Genomic DNA, 6,851 nt, shown 5'->3' on the forward strand with positions numbered 1-6,851 from the left:
GCCCTTGATAAATCTTTGAAGCCGCCTCCGTCAGTTGCTTTCTTAATATCATTTAGCTGCTTTTCATAATCAATTGTGGCAGACGTTGCCCCCTCGGTTGCCTTGGTAACCTTGTTTATCTCGGTTACCGCTCCGGTAGTCTTGACGTTAAATTCTAAACTTACTACTTTATCTGCCATGTTTTAAAATTGTCTTATTGCGCGTACGTATGCAAATGCACTTTTTAAATATGATGTAGCACCAGCTCCTGTAAAATCATAAACAAAAGCTTCCGTTGTGCTTGTTTCTGTTGAGCTTTGTAAATTATAATAAAGAATTTGATTTGCTCCACCAATAACTGATAAAGTTTTATTTACATTAAATCTATTATTATATAAAATGCTTAACTCATCAATAGCCGGCAAATACCAGTCAGTAAATCCACCATAACTATAATCATCTGCATCTTTCCATGCTCCCGATGTTGCACTAGTTTGTGCCTTCATTAAGTTAGTGTTTGCTTGACCATTCCAACTTGTTGCAGTTCCTATACTTGCAGATGTAATATTGCTAAACTGTGAGCTTGCCGATTGATCAACAATACTTACTATCAATCCATGTTCTACATTTGAGGCATCACGATAAACATGAAATACAACACCGCCACCTATTGACTGACCAACCCAATAGTTTTGAAATGGTATCTCTTTAATATTTGCTCCTGTTCTAACAAATATCCTTTGATCGACTGTATTTAAAAAAGCTTCACCCGAATAAATGTCTGTGTTTATCCAGCTGCCATCTGTATGGCTTGAGCTGGCCGGTATTGTTGGAGTTACTCCGGCTACTGTTGACCTCTTTAATAAGATTCTAGCGTCTAATATATTCATTTAATTAAGTCCTCCTGTTACTATTAAAATTGTACTTGTTGCTCCTAAGTTTCTAACCTCATTTAAACCGCCTTCAATCATTGCTGGCACTCCATTTAATGAGCTGCTTACTATGTTTTCACCACCTTCTACTATGTCAATGTTACGTCTCCTCGCGTTGCTGAATGTAGCTGTTACATTCGGAATGTAGCTCGAACCATATTTTAATTTTAAAAGCTCAACGCGGCATAACTGCGTTTGCATTCTATCGGCATCTATTATTCTGTTAAGTATGTAATAGTTATTATCAATAAATATCTTTTTCGCAAAATTGATTTCAAACAGATCATTCGATGTTAACAATAATTCCATTTCTATAATCTTTGAATCCACGTCTGTGATTTCATCAATCATCTTAGAATAGTAAATGTTATAAAGGTTATTATTCAAATAGTTTGATTTATCAATGTCCCAATATAACTCTTTCGGAGTCTGCCAGCATAAATCAAAGCTCACCAAATTAGGGCTGTCGTTCATACCGGAATATGGATACTGCGTATAAGTAACACCGCTATTATTTTGAATCAATCCCCACAACTCGCAATCGACCAAACCGCCATAATATAAGATGCGAATTACTGATGCGGTCTGACCAATCGACTCATTAATAATTCTCGGAATTGCCCTTGTGTTATTCCAATTTAAGTTATCTACTACTGTTGGACTCGCTGCAAATATAGGTTCTATCTTTTTTTGATTGGTTAAAAAGTCGTTAACAACTGTTACCTTTCGCGTCCCATAAGCCTCATTGTACTTATATTGATAGGCTTGATTGTCTGCGTCTTTATCTTCCTTATAAGTAAAGATTAAATCTTTGAAATCTAACTCACCCAAAGGAGTTATTTTCCAGGGTACATCTCTATTAACTTTATTGCTCCAATTTAACGTACTTGTTTCAAGTGCATAAAAATCGTCCCTTGTTTCAATTAATAAGTTTTTAGAATTTGCTTTGTCCGGCTCAACGTATAAATTAAACATTTTAATAATGCTTCCTAAGAAATCTTTGCACAAAACCTTTTCAGGGATAAAGGCTTGAATCTTTAAGTTATCGCCCGGCAGGATAGCGTCTAATAAGTTTGAATTAAAAACGCATTCATCAGCTACGTAAGTAAATGCAAAATTCGGAACGTAACTACTTAAATTATTAGTTGTATTATCTAAATCATATTCTAAATCGTATTGATATTCAATTCTTATTGTATCACCTACATTTAAAGAAATATTACCGGTCTCATAAGCAAATTTAGTGTGAACCTGGGGGACTGCGTTTTTTTCAAATATTGTATAAATATTTTCTCGCTTAAACTCAACATTATTTTTATAAAGAACAGCTGCGATTTCAATCACAAATAAATAATCATAACTCCCGGAAGGTGGGTTAGTAACAACCGCGCCTGATATCTTTAACGTGTTATTAAAATTATAAGTCCCTTGCAGTTGTGCAGTATAGGTATTATTCCCCCATGAGCCTGATTGATCGGTTAACTCTTTATAATAGTAAACATTAGCTACCTGAATAATCTTTCTATATTCATAAGTCCCTTTGTGCCAAAATGTTGGATTGTCTGCAAAAGTTTGAATCAAGTTGAAATCAACTGTTAAACTTGGTGAAATAACCGCCTGAGCTTTGTATTTATTGATTTCGTTTTCTGTTCTCTTTACGCTTCCTTTATTGTAAGGAATAATTAAACTCTTAAACCTTGTAGTGTTAAAAAATGCAGATGAATAAGTATAGCCAGCTTGCTCAAACATCCTGTCTATATATTCTTTAACATATACCGCCGGGTAAAACTCTTTAACATCCCATTGGTTACGGGTTTTTTCAAAATGGTTTCCGTAGTCTATCATAGGATAAACATACCCCTCGCCCTTAGTTGCTCCCCATGAGAAAACTATGTTAGGTCTATTCCATATATGGTTTAAAGAATCAGTTTCTGTAAATAATTCAACTATTTCTTTGTTGCCCAATGAGAAAAACAAATCAGTAGTTTCACCAAATGCCACGCAGTTATAAATGATCTCGCCATCTTCTAAATAGCTAATGTCGTTAAGCTTTAAAGAACCTTTAAAGATTTCAATTGAATCCTCTAATATCAGGCAACTAGCCTTTAATGACGGGTTAAAGTCATTAGTTAAATAGGTAACTTTGTTAACCCTAAAGATGTGATTAAACAAGTGATTGTTTTGTTTAGTACCCGGAAGGCTTATAGTCTTAGTAAACGTGCCTTGCCTTTGATCAGGCTGCCTAATATCAGCTATGCTGTAAGTAATAGGAAGGCTTATAGTATCATATAAGTCTAACTTACTGTATGTTGTATCGTTTACCCTTTTAATAAATAACTCAACCACGTTGTCTCTGTTTTAAAAATGATTTTTCTATCGTAATTGTCAAATTAAATAACTGATCGTTAACAGTCTTTTTCTGTGTGTAACTTGTATCGGTAATATTAACCGCCTGGAGTTGCGTTCCAACTTCCACATACACATCCGGACTTGTCATTAATTGTTCAAGCCATCCGGCCTCTGTATCTGTTATCCAATTGCTATTTAAAATTTGAATTGTTTTTATCTGTGTATCAAAAATAGTTGCTGATCTATCCTTAATGTCATAGGTATAAGTTGACCCAACAAAACCGCCTAAATTTTGTCTATATTCTTTGCGCTCTATATTGCTTGTGAAAGTGTTTAACAAATCAAAAGTAAATGAATCATAACCACCTAATCGATTTAAAAAGTGCAATCTAACCGGAGTGTGTTTACTGCAAACCTCTGTAATATTATAACGATAAATCTTTGATGCCGATAAATTCCCGTAAGTCCTGATCTCGTAGTAAGCCGTAGTACTTGGAATAATTACCCCTTGGTTCTGAGTTGTCGCATTTAAATTAGCATTTAATATTTGATTAAGGTTAACGGGACCAGCTGGCAAGGTAATAAACCTAGAGGCTGTATTAGCTACGTTATAAAATGGATTTAAAATATAAGTTGATTTAATCAATGTACCGCTTGAGTTATAAGCAAAGACCCCGATCTCATTAACTGCCCCGGCCTCTCCAACCATAACAGATATAAAACCTTTTTCAGTTAGTTTAATTTTATTAATTAGATTATCAGATAATAAATAACTTACATTGATTTCATTAGTCATCTGCCTAAATAAACTTACAGTATAATTAACATAAGTAGGGTAAGGGAAAACCGCGTTCCAACAAAACACCGCTGTTGATGTAGCTAAGATGCTTCCCGGTGCCGGAGTTGTTCCGAATTCCTCTCGGCATTCAATAACTAATGATAGTATTGATTCTGAGCTATTGGTAACTGTGATTTGATCAAAGTTAATTGACTGCGAAATATAAGTTTCTGCAATACGTTTTGCATTAAACAACCCGTACCCATTATCAGGTCTTGCCGGTATTCTATGCCTTGAAATAAACACCCCGTTGATCTTAACGTCAAAAATATAGTTAAAATTCGGCTGCGTGTTGTTGGTGCTGCTAACCACAAAATTAATGTCGTTATATACCGGTGTGTATTGCAGCGGTTGCTGTAAAATAGTAAATGCCATTATTCCTTTATTGAAATTATTACGTCTTGTTTAAATGCCTCTGCTATATCTTTTCTAAACTTATTAAATCGCTCCTCGTTTACCACGTCACTATAAAAGTTTGTAGCTTTTAATCCATTCTTTTGAATATTTAAAGCCGTTGCCAAAGCAAATGAAGTCATGATCTCATCCATTGTTTGTTTCTTTAACTTTTTCTTTAAAACAGATTTTTTTCTTGTGATAGCACTTAACTCATCTAATCTCTTTTGTTGTGATTTAGTTATAAACTCCTCTTTTGGTTTATATCCTTTTGTTCTTAACCATTCTTTTATTGGTGCTATTGGTGGCCTTTTATCTTTATACTGATAAGGACTATTAGGCGCTTTTGTTGAATTATCTTTACCTTTAACACCTTTATCCATATACTTATAATAGGAATCCATTATAAGTTCAAACATTATCCCTGTTTTAGTAATCTTTAAAGGCTCAAAGTTAATAGACTGATATAAGTTACCTGTTGCCATTGCATCTGAATTAACTAAGTTCTCTTGAAGATCTTTCAAAAGTCCATTAGCAAAATCAAAGACTAGCTCCCCAACCTTGTTAAAATCTATTTTTTCGCTTGGCATTTTCTAATATTTCTTTTTCGTGTTCTGCTTTGTCCTTAAAGTAAGCTATCATATTAAGAAACCAAACTATGTTTTGCCTTAATAATTCATCAAACTTTAATACATCACCTTTGGAAAGCATGTCTAATATCCCAAACCATCCCCATTGCTCAGAGAATCCTGTAGTTCCGCTATCAGTTCCTTCTGTTGCTGAATTGTAAAGTCTAGTATATCCCTTGTCAAATCGTTTAAGAGATTCGAAAAAAAAAGCGTGAACCCGTATACATCGGCTATGTTTAGTTTCTCTTGAAACACTCTCGCCCTTGCTGCGTGCTTAGTGCCTTCGTACTCGCTGCCCTCCTCTACATAGATTACCGCCATTATATTGGCTAAGTTTTCAAATATCAATTCGCTTTCTTTACAAAATGTCTTAATGTCAATGTATTGGCCGGCCGTTAACTTAGTAACATCTAATGTACCTTTATATACCTGATTGTTAATATTAATTACATTCTTAATCTTTGTTTCTTTTGGCAACTCATTAATAAATGAAACGTAGTCAATAGCTTTCTTTAAAGCATCAATAGGCATCTTCATTATTAAGCTCGGTTTCTCATTGCTTAATAGTGCGATAATATCTATATAGCGTTCAATAGCATCTGTATCTTCCTGTTGCAATTTACTTTGCAGTGCTGCGAATTGTTTAAGATTCACCGCCTCCCAGGTCGTAGGTAATTTTATTTCCATTATTAATAAATATATAATTTGTTATATTGTTTTATCTGATCAAATATACACCACTCGACACCATTTCTTTCTTTGCTCTTAAACAAATAGCTAAAGACATTACCATATCATCATGCAAGCCATTAGGAGCGCTGTAATGAATTTGCCTTGTCTTAAGGTTGTATTCATAAGTGAAATAGTTTAACTCATCTATAAGGTCGCTATTATCAGGGATTGATATTTCACGATTCTCAAAGTTTACAATAAGATCCTCTACTATTGATTGCTTACTTTTGGCAGTTGTAACGAATGGTTGTATTTGATTCTTATTATAATTAACCGCGTTCTTTATCTGCTCAAAGATTGCATCCTGCGCCCCGTTGGTTTCGATCAATGTTTTAGGCTTGTAAACATTCAATACTTTAACCACGTTGTTAATGATCGCGCTCCATTCCATATGTCGCCAGCGTTCACAATAAAATACCTCGTTGCGTTCGTTTATAATAGTTAATACTGTGTAGTCATCTGCCCGGCCTAAGTCAACTCCGGCATAACAATTTTGCGTGGCATTCGATAGCTTAACGCATTCTTTAACATTCTTAAACACTGCCGAGCCGTCATCGAGAAACTCTGCAAGGTATTCCTGTCTGAATACATGGTCGGGTAAATTGCGTCTTGCGTCCTCAAGTTCTGAAGGATCTATCTTCGGGTTATCATATGACGTACCGGCCATTGAATAATAGGCTTCATTTTCCTTGGATTGATTAAACAACTCAAAGAAATGATTCTTACCTTTAGGAGTTGAAATGATTAATACCTTCTTACCCTTAACTAAAACAGTGGCTTTTAAAACCTCAGTCCAGGCCTCCTTTTTTATAAAGGCAAATTCATCACAAATAAGATAGTCAAATGTATTACCTCTTATATTATCATATCGTTCAGCACTGAAAAACTGTATTGTGCTTCCATTAGCAAAAGTAATTATAAGATCAGATTTGTTTGATTCGCTAATATAAGGACTGTTTGCTATAGCCTTAAATATCTCACCGTAAACTTTCTTACATT

General features: G+C 34.6%; 6 protein-coding genes. All 6 read right to left on the reverse strand.

Translation table 11 applies throughout. The features are described 5' to 3' along the window. Window positions 1–182: 182 nt before the first annotated feature. On the reverse strand, window positions 183–869 hold the full coding sequence (locus ACILQR_RS16885) for a hypothetical protein (protein ID WP_395652522.1): 687 nt from the start codon (window positions 867–869) through the stop codon (window positions 183–185). Next, entirely contained in the window at window positions 870–3,257 is a 2,388-nt protein-coding gene (locus ACILQR_RS16890) for a hypothetical protein (protein ID WP_395652523.1), read from the reverse strand. Continuing rightward, window positions 3,250–4,473: a hypothetical protein gene (locus ACILQR_RS16895; protein ID WP_395652524.1), complete on the reverse strand. Its 1,224-nt coding sequence runs from the start codon at window positions 4,471–4,473 to the stop codon at window positions 3,250–3,252. The genes ACILQR_RS16890 and ACILQR_RS16895 overlap by 8 nt, the downstream gene beginning before the upstream one ends. After that, window positions 4,473–5,081, reverse strand: coding sequence for a hypothetical protein (locus ACILQR_RS16900; protein ID WP_395652525.1), 609 nt, complete (start codon window positions 5,079–5,081; stop codon window positions 4,473–4,475). Before ACILQR_RS16900 ends, ACILQR_RS16895 begins: the two co-directional genes overlap by 1 nt. A gap of 123 nt (window positions 5,082–5,204) precedes the next feature. Continuing rightward, window positions 5,205–5,807, reverse strand: a complete 603-nt coding sequence (locus ACILQR_RS16905; RefSeq protein ID WP_395652526.1) for a hypothetical protein — start codon at window positions 5,805–5,807, stop codon at window positions 5,205–5,207. A 31-nt stretch (window positions 5,808–5,838) separates the two neighbouring features. Next, window positions 5,839–6,851: terminase large subunit domain-containing protein (locus ACILQR_RS16910; RefSeq protein WP_395652527.1), on the reverse strand; the 1,013-nt coding region annotated here is incomplete at its 5' end.

The organism is Brevundimonas sp., from assembly GCF_044239655.1.
Lineage (GTDB): Bacteria > Pseudomonadota > Alphaproteobacteria > Caulobacterales > Caulobacteraceae > Brevundimonas.